General features: G+C 49.0%; 20 protein-coding genes. 17 read left to right on the plus strand and 3 right to left on the minus strand.

Annotation, left to right across the window (positions count from 1 at the left end):
* The first annotated feature begins 1 nt into the window (after nt 1).
* The 17 genes from JNO48_00515 (at nt 2) to JNO48_00595 (ending at nt 14,259) form a co-directional block, all read left to right on the plus strand.
* A complete protein-coding gene (locus JNO48_00515; GenBank protein ID QTE68430.1) occupies nt 2-1,330 on the plus strand; it encodes an ABC transporter ATP-binding protein in 1,329 nt (442 codons plus the stop codon).
* Between the two features lie 151 nt (nt 1,331-1,481).
* Nucleotides 1,482-1,748, plus strand: a complete 267-nt coding sequence (gene rpsT, locus JNO48_00520; protein ID QTE68431.1) for a 30S ribosomal protein S20 — start codon at nt 1,482-1,484, stop codon at nt 1,746-1,748.
* 193 nt (nt 1,749-1,941) lie between these two features.
* Nucleotides 1,942-2,958: an SH3 domain-containing protein gene (locus JNO48_00525; protein QTE68432.1), complete on the plus strand. Its 1,017-nt coding sequence runs from the start codon at nt 1,942-1,944 to the stop codon at nt 2,956-2,958.
* A gap of 97 nt (nt 2,959-3,055) precedes the next feature.
* The gene (gene cdaA, locus JNO48_00530) at nt 3,056-3,919 is read left to right on the plus strand and encodes a diadenylate cyclase CdaA (protein QTE68433.1); all 864 of its coding nucleotides are present in this window, start codon (nt 3,056-3,058) and stop codon (nt 3,917-3,919) included.
* Complete coding sequence (locus tag JNO48_00535) at nt 3,916-4,980, plus strand: hypothetical protein (protein ID QTE68434.1); 1,065 nt, start codon at nt 3,916-3,918, stop codon at nt 4,978-4,980. Before cdaA ends, JNO48_00535 begins: the two co-directional genes overlap by 4 nt.
* A gap of 15 nt (nt 4,981-4,995) precedes the next feature.
* Nucleotides 4,996-5,763: a hypothetical protein gene (locus JNO48_00540; protein QTE68435.1), complete on the plus strand. Its 768-nt coding sequence runs from the start codon at nt 4,996-4,998 to the stop codon at nt 5,761-5,763.
* Nucleotides 5,741-6,430, plus strand: a complete 690-nt coding sequence (locus tag JNO48_00545; GenBank protein ID QTE68436.1) for a ParA family protein — start codon at nt 5,741-5,743, stop codon at nt 6,428-6,430. Before JNO48_00540 ends, JNO48_00545 begins: the two co-directional genes overlap by 23 nt.
* Complete coding sequence (locus JNO48_00550) at nt 6,427-7,731, plus strand: hypothetical protein (GenBank protein QTE68437.1); 1,305 nt, start codon at nt 6,427-6,429, stop codon at nt 7,729-7,731. The genes JNO48_00545 and JNO48_00550 overlap by 4 nt, the downstream gene beginning before the upstream one ends.
* A gap of 24 nt (nt 7,732-7,755) precedes the next feature.
* Nucleotides 7,756-8,367 (plus strand): HAD family phosphatase, encoded by a 612-nt coding sequence (locus JNO48_00555; GenBank protein ID QTE68438.1) that lies wholly within the window; start codon nt 7,756-7,758, stop codon nt 8,365-8,367.
* Between the two features lie 196 nt (nt 8,368-8,563).
* Entirely contained in the window at nt 8,564-8,995 is a 432-nt protein-coding gene (gene rplM, locus JNO48_00560; GenBank protein ID QTE68439.1) for a 50S ribosomal protein L13, read from the plus strand.
* A gap of 21 nt (nt 8,996-9,016) precedes the next feature.
* On the plus strand, nt 9,017-9,406 hold the full coding sequence (gene rpsI / locus JNO48_00565; protein ID QTE68440.1) for a 30S ribosomal protein S9: 390 nt from the start codon (nt 9,017-9,019) through the stop codon (nt 9,404-9,406).
* Between the two features lie 556 nt (nt 9,407-9,962).
* A complete protein-coding gene (locus tag JNO48_00570) occupies nt 9,963-10,859 on the plus strand; it encodes a GNAT family N-acetyltransferase (GenBank protein ID QTE68441.2) in 897 nt (298 codons plus the stop codon).
* A 203-nt stretch (nt 10,860-11,062) separates the two neighbouring features.
* On the plus strand, nt 11,063-11,560 hold the full coding sequence (locus JNO48_00575) for a QueT transporter family protein (protein ID QTE68442.1): 498 nt from the start codon (nt 11,063-11,065) through the stop codon (nt 11,558-11,560).
* A 112-nt stretch (nt 11,561-11,672) separates the two neighbouring features.
* The gene (locus tag JNO48_00580; protein ID QTE68443.1) at nt 11,673-12,383 is read left to right on the plus strand and encodes a GntR family transcriptional regulator; all 711 of its coding nucleotides are present in this window, start codon (nt 11,673-11,675) and stop codon (nt 12,381-12,383) included.
* Between the two features lie 21 nt (nt 12,384-12,404).
* Nucleotides 12,405-12,905 carry a hypothetical protein gene (locus tag JNO48_00585; protein QTE68444.1) on the plus strand — a complete coding sequence of 167 codons (501 nt, stop codon included), beginning with the start codon at nt 12,405-12,407 and terminating at the stop codon, nt 12,903-12,905.
* Nucleotides 12,906-12,919: 14 nt separating this feature from the next.
* Nucleotides 12,920-13,450, plus strand: a complete 531-nt coding sequence (locus JNO48_00590) for a hypothetical protein (GenBank protein ID QTE68445.1) — start codon at nt 12,920-12,922, stop codon at nt 13,448-13,450.
* A 17-nt stretch (nt 13,451-13,467) separates the two neighbouring features.
* On the plus strand, nt 13,468-14,259 hold the full coding sequence (locus JNO48_00595; GenBank protein QTE68446.1) for a diaminopimelate epimerase: 792 nt from the start codon (nt 13,468-13,470) through the stop codon (nt 14,257-14,259).
* Nucleotides 14,260-14,271: 12 nt separating this feature from the next.
* Here the strand turns inward: JNO48_00595 and JNO48_00600 are convergent, their stop codons facing one another.
* The 3 genes from JNO48_00600 to rplL all read right to left on the minus strand — a co-directional run bounded on the left by JNO48_00600 (nt 14,272) and on the right by rplL (nt 17,150).
* Complete coding sequence (locus JNO48_00600; GenBank protein ID QTE68447.1) at nt 14,272-15,675, minus strand: hypothetical protein; 1,404 nt, start codon at nt 15,673-15,675, stop codon at nt 14,272-14,274.
* A 39-nt stretch (nt 15,676-15,714) separates the two neighbouring features.
* Nucleotides 15,715-16,635 (minus strand): peptidoglycan-binding protein, encoded by a 921-nt coding sequence (locus JNO48_00605; GenBank protein QTE68448.1) that lies wholly within the window; start codon nt 16,633-16,635, stop codon nt 15,715-15,717.
* A 140-nt stretch (nt 16,636-16,775) separates the two neighbouring features.
* On the minus strand, nt 16,776-17,150 hold the full coding sequence (gene rplL / locus JNO48_00610) for a 50S ribosomal protein L7/L12 (protein QTE68449.1): 375 nt from the start codon (nt 17,148-17,150) through the stop codon (nt 16,776-16,778).
* Nucleotides 17,151-17,162: the final 12 nt, after the last annotated feature.

Here is a 17,162-nt window from a genome sequence, read left to right on the forward strand (position 1 = left end):
AATGTCTAGAATCGAATTAACGCATGTTACAAAGCGCTGGGGTGGATTCTATGCGGTTGATGATCTGGATCTGGTTATTGAAGACAACGCGTTTGTAACCCTGCTTGGACCTTCCGGATGCGGAAAAACCACAACACTTCGGATGATCGCAGGTCTTGAAACCCCGACAACCGGCCGGATTACCATTGACGATGTGGTCGTATTTGACAGTGAAGCCGGAATCAATGTGCCTGCCAACAAGCGCCGCGTCGGATTCCTTTTCCAGAACTATGCACTTTGGCCGAATATGACTGTTTACCAGAATATCGCTTTCGGTCTGAGCAACATCAAGGAACCCGGTCTTTCTGTTACAGATGACGGAGAGATTATCCGAAATCCGGATGCAGGAGGCGCTGCCAGAAAGCTGACCAAGGATGAAATCAAAAAGATCGTCGCCCGCGTCAGCGCAATCGTTAAGATCCAGCCATTCATGGACCGTTATCCCGGAGAGCTTTCCGGAGGCCAGCAGCAGCGTGTCGCAATTGCCAGAACACTGGCTCCCGGACCCAGAGTACTCTTTATGGATGAGCCGCTTTCCAACCTGGACGCAAAACTCAGGCTGGAAATGAGATCCGAACTGCAGCGCCTGCATCTTTCCACCGGAAGCACATTTGTCTATGTAACCCATGACCAGATGGAAGCCATGACGCTTGCCACCAAAATCTGCCTGATTTCCAACGGTGTCCTGCAGCAGTATGATGATCCGCTGACTGTATATAACAAGCCCAACAACACATTCGTCGCGGACTTCGTCGGAAATCCCGCAATCAACTTTATGAACGCACGCGGACAGCAGGAAGGGGACGGAAGTTTCCGCCTGAATCTCCTGGAAGGATATGAAGCTGTATTTGAACCTTCCGCATCTGTCAAAACAGATGAATGGTACGCTGCTGCCGATGCAGATATCGCCGCATTTGAAGCCAAGGAACGCCCTGCTGAAAAAACAAATAAGGATGTTCCTTTCAAATATCCGGTATCTGTTGTCAATGACGCAGAACTGAGTACTGCCGAACCGGACCGCAATGACTGGGTCGTCGGCGTCCGTCCTGAATTTGTGACGGTATGTGACAACGGTCCCATTGAAGGGGAGGTTTTCTCCGCCATGCCGACCGGAATGGAAACAACCCTCCGGATCAAGGTCGGCAACTTCCTGCTGACCAGCGTTGTTTTCGGCGGCATCACTTACCGGCTCGGTGAAAAAATCCGCCTTGATTTTACCGGAAACGGCGCAACCCTGTTCTCGCGTGTCAACGGAAGACTGATTTCCACCGGGAGCCTGAAAGTAAAATAACATGAATCCTATGCATGCCGGAGCTCCGCAGAAGGGGCTCCGGCTTTTATGAAAACAATTGTTTTCATGGAAAAAATACTTGCATTTTGTCCATATGCATGCTAATATACGGAGCGATGGTTTTTTATCATCTAAGGGGAGGTGAACCGAGTTGCCGAATATCCAGTCCGCAAAAAAGCGCGTTAAGGTCAGTGAGAAGAAGAATCTGCGGAATCGCATTGTCAAGAGTGGCCTGCGTACTTCTGTCCGTAAGTTCGATGCCGCTGTTGCCGCCGATCCGTCCAATGCCGGTGCGCAGCTGTCCGCGACTTCCGCTGTAATCGATAAAGCCGCTTCCAAGGGCGTTATCCACAAGAACGCCGCCAATCGGAAAAAGGCCCGTCTGGCAAAGCAGTTGAACAAGGCTGCCGAAGCTTAATCTTTCAGATTGGCTGAAAACCCTTCCTGATGGGAAGGGTTTTTCTTTTTTCAATATTCCGGAATAAATACCGTATAATGATCGTTATATTGTTGAACCGCACTTAATTAGCAGGACGGTTCAGCAAATATCCGTTTTCCTCTGCCAAATACCGGGGGAATCCAGCGCGGATCAACATGGAAGGATGAATTCAATGAAAACCAGAATGAAAAAATCCAGGTGCATGGCAGCATTGCTGGTTCTTGCTGTTACCCTGTCTGTTTGCGCCGTTTCATCTGCAGCAAATGATACCGGTACCGTTTTCGGAGGGTGGCTGATTCTCCGAAATGCTCCATCCTACAGCGGAAAGATTGTTTCCAGCTATCCGTCCGGCACTGTTGTACAGATTACAGGCCGTTCCGGATCGTGGTACTCGGTTATCGCTCCCGACGGAATGACCGGATACATGCTTGGCAATTACCTGAAAATCCAGGGATCCGGAATCTCCAGCGGATCAGATGCATGGGTGACAAGCAAGAACGGCTTGAATGTACGCCTGAGGACCGGCCCCGGAACTAACTATTCTATCCTGTCCTCTTATGCCCCGGGTACAAAAGTCGTTATTATCTCCTATGGAAAAGACTGGAGTATGATCCGTGTAGGGAATTATACCGGGTATATGATGACACGATACCTTACCGGCAAAAACAACAGCGGGGACAACAACGGGCAGGGAAGCGCTGTTCCTTCCATCGGAGAATATGATGTATATGTAACCAGCCGCAACGGCAAGGGTGTCAACCTTCGTATGGGGCCTTCCAAAATCAACAGGGCAATCGCCACTTATGATGTTGGAACAGCTGCCCGTATGATTCAGTATGGTGCTTCCTGGAGCTATATCCGAATCGGCCAGACTTACGGATATATGATGACTGAATTCCTCACAACCTCCAGACCGTCCGAAAGTAAGCCCGCGCCTTCGGTACCGGCTGCCTATGTCACAAGTGCCAACGGAAAATCCGTCAATCTTCGTACAGGTCCCGGAAAACAGTACCAGGTAATTACTTCTTTTGCCGTCGGCACACCGCTGACCGTTATTGCCAATGTGGCCGACTGGTGCTATATCAGCATCGGAAATTACAACGGATATATGATGCGGCAGTTTATCGTCCAAGAGAATCCCGGTATATATAATTCCGCAACCCCTACGGACATCTGGAACAGAAATTGACAGAGCACGGCTGAAAACCCGGAAACATATGGAAAAATGGTCTTTTCATTTCCCGGACGCTCGTGTATAATTATTAGAGCGGCGAGGAGGTGATCAGATGGGAGATATCATGGGTACAATCCGTAACATGATATGGAATCTGACACACCGGCTCGGATTCAATGACATTATCGATATTCTGATCGTTGCAGTCATCCTGTACGAACTGCTTCTGCTGACAAGACATACAAGAGGAAGCGCCCTCCTTCGAGGGCTGTTTCTTCTGCTTATGATTGCTTTCCTGAGCAATCTCCTCGGCATGGTCAGCCTGAACTGGCTTCTCCGTTCCATCCTGCAGAACGGTCCGATTGTGCTTGTTATCCTGTTCCAGCCGGAATTCCGGAAAGCACTGGAAAAGATGGGCCGCAGCAAACTGATTACCAAAAACAACGAACACCGTCATGATGATGATGCCTATGGAATCCTGATATCCGAAATCATCCAGACGGTTTCCGACCTCAGCAAACGCCGGGTCGGCGCACTGCTTGTATTTGAACGGCAGACCGGTCTGGAAGATGTGATTGAAACCGGGACCCGGCTGAACGCATCCATCTCCGCGCCTCTTCTGGAAAATATATTTGAACCGAATACTCCGCTGCATGACGGCGCTGTTATTATCCGTGATGAGATCATTATGGCCGCTGCCTGTATCCTGCCCCTTGCAGAAGCCAGCGGCGTCAGCCGCGAGCTTGGAACCCGCCACCGCGCGGCCGTCGGAATCAGCGAAAATACGGATGCGATTGTCCTTGTGGTTTCTGAACAGACCGGAATTATCAGCATGGCCCGGGACGGTGTACTGACCCGCCCGATGACCATGGACGGCCTGCGGCAGCTTCTGCTGGAGATCTATTCGGATAAATCCTCCTGGATATCTTCTGTTCTGAAAGCATTACGTTCAGGATTGGGGGTGTCCCGGAAATGACACAGGAAAAGAATGAAAACAGGATGTCTGTTTTCCTTAAACTCATTGTTCGCGGAATCCGGCATTTATTCCTGCATAACGGATGGCTGAAGCTACTTGCTGTCATTATTGCCGTTATTCTCTGGGCCGGGCTGATTTCACAGGATGAAAATGTTACCCGCGAAAAGGTTTTCCAGAATGTTCCTGTTACGGTGATCGGATCCGATACCCTCCGGCGGAACAACTATATTGTTACTTCCGATATTGAAGAACTTCTCAGCAATATCAATGTCACCGCAGCGGTTCCGCAGCTTCAGTACGATACAGCTGAATCCGGCGCCTACAATCTCAGGGTTGACCTGAGCCGGATTCGTTCTGCCGGTGAGCAGAAACTGAATATCCTCTACAGCAAAAATGCCACATACGGGGAAGTGATCAGCGTCAGCCCGTCTTCCATTACGGTGGATGTGGATGAATACAAGACCCGGCAGGTGCTTCCTGTTACAGCCGATTACAAAGGTGACAAACCGGATGGCTGGTGGATTTCCAACCTGACAATTGAACCTGACAAGATTTCTGTAAGCGGACCGAAACAGCTGGTAACATCCATTTCACGCCCCAGGATATATGTGGATTATGAATCCATTGAATGGAAAGAAGGAACTTACCAGAATGAGGAGAAACTCGTTTTCTTCGATAATGCCGGAGAACCGCTTGACAGTTCCCTGTTCGAAATTTCTTCCAGTTTCGGATCCGATTTCGACAGTATTTTCTATTCCGCAACGATTCTGCCTGTTCAGTCATATCTCGCCGCAGAAAGCATCAAGATAACAGGGTATCCCGAAGAAGGTTATGAAATCAAGGGAGCACCCCGTTTCACTCCTGAAACCATTTCAGTGGCAGCTCCTTCCGGCGTACTGGATCAACTTAACGAACTGCCGGTTGAGCCTGTAAATGTAAACGGGCTGACCGATACCAAAGTATTTGAAGTCAAAATTCAGAAACCGTCCAGTGATGCGGTCCTTTCCAACGATACAATTCTTGTTACGGTGGAAGTCGGACCGGTTGAAACTGAAAAGTAAAGCAAGGAGATCGTCATGAGCGGTTTTGCAAATACCGTTTTCACGCTGATGATCGGATGGTTTCGGACGGTCGTTTCCCTGATCTGGTCCGGTCTGACAGATAAAAACGGCGGAAATCTATTTACATGGATCGGCAATCACTGGATTGTGATTGCCCTGATTCTGTTTGCAGTCGGAACGGTTGTTGATTTATCCGTTTATCTTTTCCGCTGGAGACCGCTGGATGTTATCAGAAGCTATTTTGACCGAAAAAAAGGAATTATCCGTTCCAGCCATACAGATCCCGCGTCCGGGACTTCATACGGACCTGACATCAAATCACATCATCATATATACGGAAGCGAATATCAGCCTTTGTTTGCATCCAACCAGGATCCCGGTTATTCCGGGGAAGATCCTTATACCAGGATTGATGCAGCGACTCAGAAACCTGCCATCCCGATTCCGGGACCATCACAAAGATTCAATGCAGAACGAAATGATTACGGAAAAACCGAAGTCCCTGCCGACAGTCCTTTCCGCCGGCCGGTACCGGAACCGGAAGATGTTCCCGAACCCATAAACGAAACCGATCATTCCAGACGGAACCCGGATCCTGTTGTCCGCACCAGAAGAAGGCGGATCAATGTTGCTGAGCTTTTCGGCAATCCGGAAGAAGATATGATTCATTTTGATCCCCCCAAACCGGTCATTGACCAGTCGGAAGCATATCATAACCCTGTATATCCCAGAAACTGGAAAGATAACGGAGAACCTTCAGATGATTCAGGTACTCGATCATAAGCGTTTTATTATCCTGACAGGCAACTATGGCAGCGGCAAAACCGAGCTGGCCCTGAATCTGGCTTTTTCCTATGCAAAAGCCGGTCTCCGCACAACGCTCGTTGACCTGGATATCGTCAATCCTTATTTCAGGAGCGGAGAAAAATACCAGGAAATGGAGAATGCCGGTGTCCGAATGCTGATGCCGACGTTTGCACTGACAACTGTGGATATTCCCGCACTTCCGGCTGAAATCCAGAGTGTCTTTGAGCTTCCTTCAGACAAAGTAATCTTCGATGTCGGCGGAGATGATACCGGTGCTGCAGCCCTCGGCAGATACCACCATGCATTTGAACAGCGCCGGGATCAGACAGTTATGGCGCTTGTTGTCAACTGTATGCGTCCCCTTACCGGTAATCAGGAAGATATCATGGACCTGGCACGCCGGATCCGTGACCGCAGCCGGATGCAGATTGATATGATCATCAATAATACCAATCTGGCCAATGATACAACCCCGCAAATGATTGAAACGGGTGAGGCAGTAACCGCTTCCTGTGCAGCCCTGATGGACATCCGCTGCATTGTATCTGCCGGGATGCCCGGTATCATCGATCAGGCAGAATGCCATCATCCTAAAATGGCTGTTCGGCGCTATATGGTCCCTGAATGGATGGATAACATATGATCAATGTACTGCCGCCTGCTTTCCTGCACCGTATCAAAACCCAGCTGGGAAATGAAACGGATGATTTCATCCGGGCGATGAATGAACCGGCCATTCGCGGAATCCGTTTCAATCCACTGAAGCCCTGCAAAGAAAACGTTAGATGGATGACCGGTGACCGGATTCCGTGGGAAGAAAACGGCTGGTATCTGTCTGAAAAAGAAACTCCCGGAATCACCATCTGGCATGAAGCCGGAGCCTTTTATCTTCAGGATCCGGCAGCAATGCTTCCTGTAAAAGTACTCAACCCGCGCCCCGGTGAAAAAATACTCGATCTCTGCTCCGCTCCCGGCGGAAAAGCCACGCAAATCGGATGTGCCATGCACGGAAAAGGCCTTCTGGTATGCAACGAGGTTATTCCGAAAAGAGCGCTGATCCTGAGCCGGAATATCGAACGTCTTGGTATTACGAACACTGTTGTAACCGGCGCACGTCCTGAAATCCTTGCCTCACGCTGGAAGGGCTGTTTTGACGCTGTACTTGCAGATGCTCCATGCTCCGGTGAAGGTATGTTCCGCCGGGATCCTGAGACCAGAATCGAATGGTCTTCTGAAAAGGCTTCCGGATGTGTTATACGGCAGCGGGAAATCCTGACATCCGCAGCTGAACTTGTCCGTCCCGGAGGCCGTCTCGTATATTCCACGTGCACTTTCAATCCTGACGAAAATGAGAACATGATCCAATGGTTCCTGAATACTCACAGTGATTGGGAAGCAGAACCTTTCCAGCTGCCCGGAGCCGACGGGAAAAACGGTTTTTTTACCTGTTATCCGCACCGGACAAAAGGGGAAGGACAGTTCACCGCACTGCTGAAGAAAAAAGGAAACAGTGAATGCCCATTCATTCCCGATACGTCTCTGCCAAAGGCGGGTTCAAAAGATGCAGTAAGGTTTGCTGATTCTTTTCCCGGTCTTCCCAATGCAACTCATATATTCGGTCATACACTGATTCATACGGAGTTCCTTCCGGATATCAAGGGAATATCCGTTTACCGTATCGGACTGCATCTGGGTGAAATCCATGACAGCTACTTTATTCCTGATCACGCTTCCGCTTATATTGCTGCTTCTTCCATCCAGAAAAGCATTGTAGATCCGGAACACGCACTTCGTTATATGGCCGGTGAAACAGTTGACGGAAATGAATCCGGATGGACAGTTGTTACCTGCAACGGTATGCCGCTCGGCTGGGGAAAGGGAACCGGCGGGATCATCAAAAACCACTATCCGAAGGGGCTTCGCAACAACCTGCTTCAGCCATGAAGAATATGAAAGGGGATAAAGCCAATGATCCGGAATATCGTGTTCGATATGGGAAACGTCCTGATTCGTTTCGATCCTTCGCTGTTCATTGAGCGCGAAGGGATCACCGATCCGGAAGACCGCAGGCTGATTCTGGATGAACTTTTCAATTCTGTTGAATGGGCGCAGATGGACCGCGGAATTCTGGAGGAAAAAACAGCTGAACCGTTTATCCTGGAAAGATTTCCGGAAAGACTTCATCCCACCGTCAGCAATCTTCTCCATCACTGGGCCATTCCCGGCGATGAATTCACCGGAATGCGGGAACTGGTCGCCGATCTGAAAAATGCCGGTTACGGGCTTTTTCTTCTGAGCAATGCCAGCACGGCCCAGCATCGTTACTGGCCGTTGTTTCCTGTCAGCCGTTATTTTGACGGCAAGCTGGTTTCCTGTGATGTAAAAGTTGTCAAACCCATGCGTGAAATCTACCAGATTTTTACAGACCGATTCCTCCTGGATCCGGAAGAATGCCTGTTCATAGATGACGCACCTGCAAATGTTGCAGCCGCCATCACATGCGGATGGAACGGGATTGTTTTTCACCAGGATGCCGCCCAGCTGCGCAGAAAAATGCGTCAGTTCGGAATCCGGATATAAAAAACTGATCAGCATGCATAAATTCTGCAATATCCTGCAATATATTGTAAATCTTTACTTGACAAGGCATATAAACAGCAGTAATATAAGGTTTGGTTTCAAAAGCTCCGCTAGCCCCGGTAGCTCTTGACTATAGCCGTTCATGCTGACCATCATGACCGGTAAGATTATCCACAATACTTGAGGAGGAATTGTCTTGAAGACGTTTATTCCGAAGACTGCCGACATTGACCGCAAATGGTATGTCGTTGATGCAGATGGAATGGTACTGGGCCGTCTGGCCAGCCAGGTTGCAAACATCCTGCGCGGCAAAAACAAGCCCATTTATACGCCCAATATGGATACCGGTGATTTTGTCATCATCGTAAATGCTTCCAAAGCGATCCTGACCGGCAAAAAGCTGGATCAGAAAATCTATTATCATCACAGCGGATATGCCGGCGGCCTGAAAGAGACCAAATACCGGAAGTTGATGGCTGAAAAGCCTGAATTCGCTGTCCGTCGTGCCGTGGTCGGCATGCTGCCCAAGGGCCCCCTGGGCCGTCAGATGGCCAAGAAACTGAAAGTATATGCCGGAGCCGAACATGACCAGGCTGCTCAAAAGCCTGAAGTGCTCGACCTGAAGTGACGCGGAAAGGAGTAAAACAAAATGGCTAAGGTAGAATACAATGCTGTAGGTCGCCGCAAGAAAGCCGTTGCCCGCGTTCGTCTGGTCGCCGGCGATGGAAAAATCGTTATCAACAAGCGTGATATCGACGATTATTTCGGACTTGAAACCCTGAAGATGACTGTTCGTCAGCCCCTGAATCTGACCAACATCGGAAACTTCGATGTGATGGTGAATGTTAAGGGCGGCGGACTGAGCGGACAGGCCGGTGCGATCCGTCATGGCATCAGCCGTGCCCTGTGCAAGACTGATCCTGAGCTTCGCGGTACGCTGAAGAAGGCCGGCCTGCTGACCCGTGACCCGAGAATGAAGGAACGGAAAAAGTACGGCCTCAAGGCTGCACGTCGTGCTCCGCAGTTCAGCAAGCGCTGATCTCGAGTCGAAATCATCAAAAAACCCTGGAACCTCAACGGTTTCAGGGTTTTTTCATGCCAGGAAATCTTTGATGGTTTTTCATGGCGTTCCATGGTTTTCGACCGATTTTTTATAGTTAACGAGGGGCTAACCGCCGTTTTGTGGGCCTTTATAGTTAACAAATGGGCTAAATGAGGGAGAGCAAAAAGTGCGTTTTTCGAGGATTGAAGGGCGGCATGTCTCCTCCCCGAAAAGCGGTTTGATCCCTCTTTCCTTGCCTCTATCCAGACTACGATTTGAAATTGGTCCTTTTGGCCGAATCTGGCCGAAACAGACAGTTCCAATCCGGTTTTATCATCATCCAGGACACCTGGCAGAAAGTTCTTCTGCCTGGCGTCTTTGTCTTCTCAGAAGAAAAGCCTCCATTACACAGCCCGGTTGTTGTACGAAACGGCAGCCGGGCTTAAGTTGTGATATCTTATATACTTGTATAATGGCTTTGATTGATTTATAATACATATAATCGCTTGCCTGCAGACTGTAAATGGAATACTGCTATTTAGAGAGGAAAACAATGCTTATTAACGGAATAGAGTACGAACTGAAGCCCCTGGAAGAGGGTGACGAAGACCTTATAGAAGGCAAGGTCGGCGAATACGATCACTCCGTGGCGCTGCCCGTTCCGGGAGCAGAGGAGGAAACGTTGTATTTCAAGATCACAGACGGCGACGGCAGGATAATCGCCGGATGCATACTGGCAATAGACACGTGGAAGGTTGCCGATCTGGACATACTGTGGGTGGATGAAAAGTACCGCAGGAAGGGCCTGGGCTCCGCTCTTATCAAAGAAGCTGAGCGCACTGCAAGAGAAAAGGGCTGTGATCTTATGACCCTTGGCACATTTGACTTTCAGGCAAGGCCGCTGTACGAGAAACACGGTTACAAGCTTTGCGGTGTGATAGAGGACTGGCCGAAGGGGCATTGCAATTATTCGCTGTCGAAGCGTCTGGATCTTCCTTCGAAGGAATATGTCCTGTCAAGGCCGGAAGAAATAATGGAGTGCGAGATCCATGCCGGAACTAAGGAAGACGGAGATGTCATCCTTAAAGGGCTGGGAGATTACAATGATGCCCAGTATCCAAGCGGGGACGATAACGACGAGCAGCTTGGGAGAAAGATCACCGATGAAAACGGGAACATAATCGCCGGGTATATCGCAGGCTACAGCCCATGGGGCAACGCATATGTCGATATCTGGATAGACGAACCGCACAGGAATAAGGGACTCGGCGAATACTTCCTTAAAAAGGCCGAACAGGACACGAAGGAGAAGGGCGCATTGTTCATGCTGCTCGGTACGTTCGACTGGCAGAGAGACTACTTCGTAAAGCACGGGTACAAGATCTGCACCAGAACAGAGGACGATCCGAAGGGACACAGCTACAGCATACTGACTAAGGACCTTTATTAGGGCAGTACGGCCTCAAGGCTGCGCGTCGTGCTCCCCAGTTCAGCAAGCGCTGATTTCAGAATCCCGTTCTCCGGAATCAATCGATTCCGGAGTTTTTATTTGCTTGATTTCATCCGGAAAATCCTGTATACTGCCATTTGCGCTTATGCGTGGTGAGTTCGAGACCTTCCTCACCTAAAACAAAACTAAAGGAGAATTGAAACATGAAAAAGAGTTCCACCCAGTTCGTTGTCTATGGCGGTCTGATTGCCGCACTGTATGTGGTATTAACCCTGGTTTCACAATTGTTCGGTCTCGCTAGCGGTGTGATTCAGGTCCGTCTTTCCGAATCCCTGTGTATGCTGCCCTGCCTTACATCAGCCGCTGTTCCGGGTCTCAGTATCGGATGCCTGATTGCCAATTTCATTATGGGAAGTCCCTGGCAGGACGTTGTCTTTGGAACACTCGCAACCGTAATCGGAGCTGTCGGAACATGGATGATGCGAAAAAAGGCCCCGCAGTGGTCCTGGATCCCGCCGGTTCTCAGCAATGCGATTATTGTTCCGATCGTGCTGATCTATGCTTATCATGTACCGGATGCATGGTGGTTCCTGGTACTGACAGTCGGGGCCGGTGAGCTGATCGCATGCGGACTGATCGGAATATATGTTTATCCTGTCGCACAAAAAGCCCTTGGTATTCAAAAGGTTCAACCACAATGATAAGAGTTTGCCGGATAAAAAAACCGGCAAACTCTTGATTTTGGACTGTTCTGGTGTTAATATCATTATGTTGTATTGAAACATTATAATACAACAGAAAGAGGCATAGCATTTGAGCAAGCTCCTGAACGTCAGTTCCAGTCCGCTCTATCATCAACTGAAACAACGGATTGCCGAAGATATTGAAAAAGGAAATTATCCCGTCGGCAGCCGCATTCCTCCCGAGCATGAGCTGGAAAACATTTACCAGGTCAGCCGGGTAACTGTACGCCGGGCCCTGGCTGAGCTGACGGCAGACGGAATGCTGGAACGCAAGCAGGGAAAAGGCACTTTTGTGTCTGAACCGGTACTGAGCCGCGATATGAAAAGTATCCACAGTTTTCATGATTCCTGCCGGAAAAGCGGCAAACGGGCCGGGACACGCGTAATCCGGATTACGGAAAAGCCAGCAGACTCCGCCGATTGTGAAGAGCTGGGCCTTTCACCCGGGGAGCATGTTATTGAAACCATCCGCGTCTGGCGTGCAGACGGAATTCCAGTCGCACTTGAAACCAACCATTTCCCAATGACCTATGCCTATCTTGAAAATGAAAACCTGAACGGCAGCCTATATCAGGTCCTGCGGCAGTACGGTATTGAACCGGATCAGGCAACCCACGAAATATCCCTGGTTTTCGCAGATGATACCGATGCTTCACTGCTTGACATCCGAGCCGGAGACCCATTGATCCGACTGAGGGAAGTTGTGTATGACCAGAAGGGAAGACCTCTCCACAACAGTATCCAGCTGATATGCGGCGACCGTTACATTACCTATATCTGATATTGATAAAGGAGACTGAATATGGCAGATACCAAGCTTTCTGTAAACCCTGATATTCCGGTATCCGGTCCGGAAGGAAACCTGTCTGTTCCCGAACAGGCGAAAGCTGAAAACGGGGCCCAGAAATTCTGGAACGGCGCCCTGAAACTGGTAAAAGGGGAAAACACTGCCAAGCTCATCGAGGATTTTACCGCTGAAATGACCCTGGTGGCTGAAGGCCTCTGCGAAGACCAGTCCAAACTCCGTCGCGAAGTAGACAAAATGATTACCGATGAAGACCGTCATATCCAGAAGGTTGAAAGCAAAATTGACCTGGTTGAAAAAACAGTTGATGAAGAGAAAAATGCTGTTGACCAGACCATTACCGAGCTTCGAAACCGGATTGCAGTCCTGGAAAAAAAAACAAGTAAAGAATCTTCAAAAATCAAAAACAGCCGAAGCATCGTACGCGACCTGACCTGGCTTGTCGGAATCGCCGCCGGGGCCTGGGTCCTTGTTACCATTATCCAAAAATTCTTCTGAAAAGGATTATCCCAATGAAGACATATGAAGAAATCGTCCATGAATATCGAAAACGCCAACATGATACGGTTGTTGACACAATTGCCACCGGCCTGACCTATGTCGACAAAATCGCCGTGGATACCGGCCTGCTGGAAGAAACCGGCCTGCTGGCAGAACTGAGCAGCAGCATCGGAGGCGTCCTGCCTTTTGTGATTATTTCCGCTACAGAAGGCACCAAGGTCCTGCTGGGGAAAAAACCGGGTAAAACCGGCCTGAAAGACGGTATGTTCCGAATGGTTAAAACCGGTACTGCAATCGGAATCGGTACTGTGGTTACAGGCGCAACCGGCTTATGGGCGGCCATTCCCGTTACCATGGGCGTCCGTGCACTATTTGACCAGTACCGCAGCAAAGCGCTGACCGGCCACCGGGTTCAAAGCCGTATAGCGCGCCTGAAGGAACTGAACCAGTTCATCCGTCAGGGCCATCCGAAGGAAGAAGAGGAAAAGGTTGTCCTTGTTGAAGATAATGACGGGTTTTCAGTATCCGGTTATGTTGAGTAAAAAGGACGGATTGTGAAATGAGATTTACCAAAATGCAGGGGCTCGGCAATGATTACGTATATATAAACTGTTTTGAAGAAAAGGTACAGGATCCTTCCGCCCTTTCCATTCGGGTGAGTAATCGTCACTTTGGAATCGGAAGTGACGGCCTGGTCCTGATCAAACCATGTGAAACCGCTGATTTTGAAATGAAAATGTACAACGCTGACGGGAGCGAAGCGGAGATGTGCGGAAATGCTTCGCGCTGTATCGGAAAATACGTGTATGACCGCGGCCTGTGCCGCAAAACAGAAATCACCCTGAAAACCGGCGCCGGTATCAAACGCCTGATCATCCGGGATGAAAACGGAAAAGCCGCATCCGTACGGGTTGATATGGGCCGGCCTGAAATCGGTCCGATGAATGAAATGCTTTCCGTCTGCGGAAAAACCTATTCATTTACCCGGGTCAGTATGGGAAATCCCCATGCAGTTATATTTGTTGATGATGCAGACCATTTCGATGTGCATACCATCGGAAAGATGATTGAATGTCATCCGCTGTTTCCGAACCGTACCAATGTGGAATTCGCCACTGTGATTGATCCCGGTTGTGTCCGGATGCGTGTCTGGGAGCGGGGGAGCGGTGAAACACTGGCATGCGGGACCGGCGCATGCGCAACACTGGCCGCTGCGGCTATCAGTGGACGGACCGAAAAAAAGGCCGTTCTGAAACTGAACGGCGGGAATCTTCTGATTGAATGGAAAGACGGAATTGTATACCAGGAAGGCCCGGCTGAATTTGTATTTGACGGAGAGCTTCCTGATTAATCCACAAAACCCTTATTCTTCACCCAGGAGGAGATTCAGGAGTCCGTACTCCTCCATGTCATCCATTACACTCTGACAGGCGCTTGCAGGCACTTCATCCAGGAAATTCAGTATTCCGGTAATCAGCGGGCGACGGATTTTCTGGGAGAAATCACTGACTGTCTTGTCGTTTACAGAAAATACATTGAAATGCCTTGTCAGATCGGCAGCATTATATGCAGGAACGGCCTGCGGCTCAACCGGAATAAATGTTCCGCTGCATGTGAGTATGCCAGCCGAATCTGCAGAGCCATCCGCCAGATTATTTACGGAGATTGAAAAATCTCCGCTTTCATTTGTCTCTCCGCGTATCTGAATGTCGAAATTCGGAAGTACTGATCCGATTACTTCCAGATCAGCAGAAAACGATGAATTCACCGGCCATTTTTCCGGAATCGAATGGATTCCCAGCCTGAAATCCAGCAGGGAAGAAGGAATTCCTTCTGTTTCTCCGGTAGCTGCGTTTTCGCCATCCTGCAGATGATATGATCCAATGATGGAAATATCGGATAATCCGTCTGAGGATGCAGACGAATATGACAGGGCAGGTGCATATCCATTATCTGTAAGGGGAAGCGTGTATGCCCACGAATCTCCGCCTGATGACGCTTCATACAGTACCAGTTTATCCTGATTCATCCATTTAATCGTATCGCCTTCAACCCGAACCGTAAGATCGCGATTGACAGCAACATTCTGCAACAGATACTCCGGCAGCTTATTGATTTCATTTTCCAGAATCAGATGATCATCCGAAAGAACGGATAAACCGGTAATCCAGTAAATAAGCCGCTGATCTTCCTGAAGTGTTCTGGACCAGAGATCTGAAATTTTCTTCAGCTTATTCTTCTGGATTTTCTGGCTTTTTGTAACCGTTCCAATGGTTTCCTTCCAGTCTGCTGTCAGCTGATGAAAAGCATTTTCCGTAACATACGGAAACAGCAAAGCAATATACTGCAGGGGGATATGAAGATTGTTCCAGGATTTCAGTGCAAATTCCATCAGCACAAAATTATTAAACCAGATTGTTTCATTTCCGATGAGGGACGATGTCATACAGATGTGTTCCGGAATTCCGAAGAAATGCATGGACACAGCAGCAGACGGATTTGTCAGTGGGATGATATTCAGATTCAGATCCATTGATCCTGTTTCTGAAGACCAGGTCAGATTTCCTTTCAGTGAAAGCATATCCAGCAGCTCAGCATATCCACGGATATGGGAACGGATACGGGGCTGGAATCCTTCCGCATCCAGATGGAAGCGCAGGTCAAAATCATAGGAATATACGTCAAGATCCTGATTTTCCGAAGCAAATGCCTCGGCAGCAGAAAAAAGCAAAACAGCCGATATTATAACAGCCATCAATCTTCTCATGGATATTCCTCCGTTTGATTCGGGGTCTTTTCCGGATCATCAGTCATCGTCTGAATCGATAACCTGCCAGGTATTCGGATCCATGTCCCGTTTTTCTTCATACAATTCATTCAGTCTTTTCTGCGTGGAAAAATTGGCAATTCCGGAAACTTTCAGGTGATTATCCGGATCCTGCTGAAACAGTCGTACGGATTCCGCTGTGGCTGTTCCAAATGATCCGGTAACATGTTCATCTGCAAGCAATCCAAGGTATGCGAGTTTTTCCTGCAGTTCCAGGACCTTTTTCCCTTTACAGCCATATTGCATTGTAATGTCCGCCACATCGTGCACAGTTCCATATCCAAGAATGCGTGAATAGTTCAGGTCATATTCATCCCGTGCAACAGCGGACGGCTTGTTTCCTTCGATCACATGGATCCTGACAGATCCATCTTCTGTATTTCTTGTGCAGTATTCCACCAGCGCAACATGATCGGTATCTGTATCGCTGGTCCAGGTAAAAAAAACCCAGTCTCCCGGCTGCGGGATATAATCCCCGGATGAAATAAATGAATCCTGTCCCTTCAGCCATTCATATCCCCAGCCGTCCACCTGTCCCTTTCGAATGACATACCTGCCGTTTGATATAAACCAGTTCCTGCCGGAATTTGATCCGGAATAGCGCGGATAAACCACATTCAGGAGGGAAGTACCGTATTGTTCATCCACCTGATTCACACACCAGCACTGAAATTCCGCACACCACTGGCAATACGGATCTCCGGCCCAGTCACCATATTTTGTCCATCCGTGTTCTTTTTCCGTATATCCCACTTCTCCTGAAGCGATTTCCAGCAAATGGGTAACATAATCCGGCACCGGCCAAACCGGGTCCAGTCTGATATCCTCGCAAAGGCCCGCAGAAGAAAACAGGCAGGATACAGCCAGGAGGAATAAACCCACCCTTTTGCGGAACTCCATGAAAAACCATTCCTCCCCGCTGATATTTCCAAATATACTTACTTTATTATTATATCATAATATCTGAGATATAAAAGGGGGAGCCTTTCATGTACAAAAAAAGCAGGTGCCTGAAGCACCTGCCTGTAATTGAAATCAGATTATTTGATTTCGACGGTCGCACCGACAGCCTTGAACTGCTCAGCGATCTTTTCGGCTTCTTCCTTGGAAGCGCCTTCCTTGATGGTCTTGGGAGCGGACTCAACGATGTCTTTCGCTTCCTTCAGGCCCAGGCCGGAAATCACTTCACGGACAACCTTGATGACCTTGATCTTTTCAGAGCCGGCATCCTTCAGGACGACGTCGAATTCGGTCTTTTCTTCTTCAGCAGCAGCGGCAGCAGCACCGGCAGCAGGGCCACCCGCAACCGCGATCGCGCCGGTCACACCGAACTTTTCCTTCAGTTCGTCAACGAGTTCCTTAACCTGAAGCAGAGACATGCTCTCAATTGCTTCGAGAATTTCCTGATTCGTCATTTTCAATAACCT

This window comes from Clostridiales bacterium (assembly GCA_017569285.1).
Classification (GTDB): domain Bacteria; phylum Bacillota; class Clostridia; order Christensenellales; family Aristaeellaceae; genus Aristaeella.

Excerpts from the sequence above, each read along its gene's own strand:
- JNO48_00515 (QTE68430.1), top strand. The coding sequence starts at position 2 with ATGTCTAGAATCGAATTAACGCATGTTACAAAGCGCTGGGGTGGATTC.
- JNO48_00525 (QTE68432.1), top strand. The coding sequence starts at position 1,942 with ATGAAAACCAGAATGAAAAAATCCAGGTGCATGGCAGCATTGCTGGTT.
- cdaA (QTE68433.1), top strand. The coding sequence starts at position 3,056 with ATGGGAGATATCATGGGTACAATCCGTAACATGATATGGAATCTGACA.
- JNO48_00535 (QTE68434.1), top strand. The coding sequence starts at position 3,916 with ATGACACAGGAAAAGAATGAAAACAGGATGTCTGTTTTCCTTAAACTC.
- JNO48_00540 (QTE68435.1), top strand. The coding sequence starts at position 4,996 with ATGAGCGGTTTTGCAAATACCGTTTTCACGCTGATGATCGGATGGTTT.
- JNO48_00545 (QTE68436.1), top strand. The coding sequence starts at position 5,741 with ATGATTCAGGTACTCGATCATAAGCGTTTTATTATCCTGACAGGCAAC.
- JNO48_00550 (QTE68437.1), top strand. The coding sequence starts at position 6,427 with ATGATCAATGTACTGCCGCCTGCTTTCCTGCACCGTATCAAAACCCAG.
- JNO48_00555 (QTE68438.1), top strand. The coding sequence starts at position 7,756 with ATGATCCGGAATATCGTGTTCGATATGGGAAACGTCCTGATTCGTTTC.
- rpsI (QTE68440.1), top strand. The coding sequence starts at position 9,017 with ATGGCTAAGGTAGAATACAATGCTGTAGGTCGCCGCAAGAAAGCCGTT.
- JNO48_00570 (QTE68441.2), top strand. The coding sequence starts at position 9,963 with ATGCTTATTAACGGAATAGAGTACGAACTGAAGCCCCTGGAAGAGGGT.
- JNO48_00575 (QTE68442.1), top strand. The coding sequence starts at position 11,063 with ATGAAAAAGAGTTCCACCCAGTTCGTTGTCTATGGCGGTCTGATTGCC.
- JNO48_00585 (QTE68444.1), top strand. The coding sequence starts at position 12,405 with ATGGCAGATACCAAGCTTTCTGTAAACCCTGATATTCCGGTATCCGGT.
- JNO48_00590 (QTE68445.1), top strand. The coding sequence starts at position 12,920 with ATGAAGACATATGAAGAAATCGTCCATGAATATCGAAAACGCCAACAT.
- JNO48_00595 (QTE68446.1), top strand. The coding sequence starts at position 13,468 with ATGAGATTTACCAAAATGCAGGGGCTCGGCAATGATTACGTATATATA.
- JNO48_00600 (QTE68447.1), bottom strand. The coding sequence starts at position 15,675 with ATGAGAAGATTGATGGCTGTTATAATATCGGCTGTTTTGCTTTTTTCT.
- JNO48_00605 (QTE68448.1), bottom strand. The coding sequence starts at position 16,635 with ATGGAGTTCCGCAAAAGGGTGGGTTTATTCCTCCTGGCTGTATCCTGC.
- rplL (QTE68449.1), bottom strand. The coding sequence starts at position 17,150 with ATGACGAATCAGGAAATTCTCGAAGCAATTGAGAGCATGTCTCTGCTT.